This is a genomic window from Lacticaseibacillus manihotivorans DSM 13343 = JCM 12514, assembly GCF_001435035.1.
GTDB lineage: Bacteria > Bacillota > Bacilli > Lactobacillales > Lactobacillaceae > Lacticaseibacillus > Lacticaseibacillus manihotivorans.
In genome coordinates, this window is sequence record NZ_AZEU01000172.1 from 1 (window position 1) to 700 (window position 700).

At 39.7% G+C, this 700-nt stretch carries 1 pseudogene; it reads left to right on the forward strand.

Going from position 1 to position 700, the window contains the following annotated elements:
- Positions 1-235: 235 nt before the first annotated feature.
- A pseudogene (locus tag FD01_RS09730) lies at positions 236-646 on the forward strand (tyrosine-type recombinase/integrase); the annotation flags it as partial.
- Between the last annotated feature and the right edge of the window lie 54 nt (positions 647-700).

Genomic DNA, 700 nt, shown 5'->3' on the forward strand with positions numbered 1-700 from the left:
TTCATCTCACGGTGTCGTGCCATGGGGTGGCTAACTTGTTCTTGCAATTTGCGAAAATTATTTAAATTCATTCCAGTCATAATAATCAAATTCTATTTCTTCCATAGTTAAATGATAGCCTGTACGCTATCAAAAATCAAACATTTTGTTTTTCAACCCTTGTCATAAGCGGAAGTCTCATTTTTGAACTTCCGCTATCATTCCCGACTATATTTTTAAAATGAGGTGCTTTAACATGCAACAAATTGTCTTACCGATCAAAGATTCAAATGTGCTCAAAGAGGTGCAAGATACATTACTCCATAATTTCAAAGCTGGTCGGCGTAACTATACCGTTTTTCAAGTGGGTAAAGCGACTCTGCTGCGTGTGAGCGACGTTATGAAGCTTCGTTGGGCAGATGTCTTCAATGAAAACGGCACCGTGCGTCAGAATGCGTTTATCCACGACCAAAAGACCGGTAAAGCTAACCTGCTCTACTTAAAACCTGTGCAGGCTGATTTATTGGCTTATCAAGCTTGGTTGCAAGACAACCATTTGGTTTCTGACTGGTTGTTTCCCTCGATTCAGCACTCTGATCGACATATCACGGAAAAACAGTTCTACAAAATCATGAGTAAGGTTGGCGATTTGTTGGGAATTAATTATCCCCGCGTTTTACAATCAAGTTAGCCACTATCGTTAGCACTCAGACAAAATAAA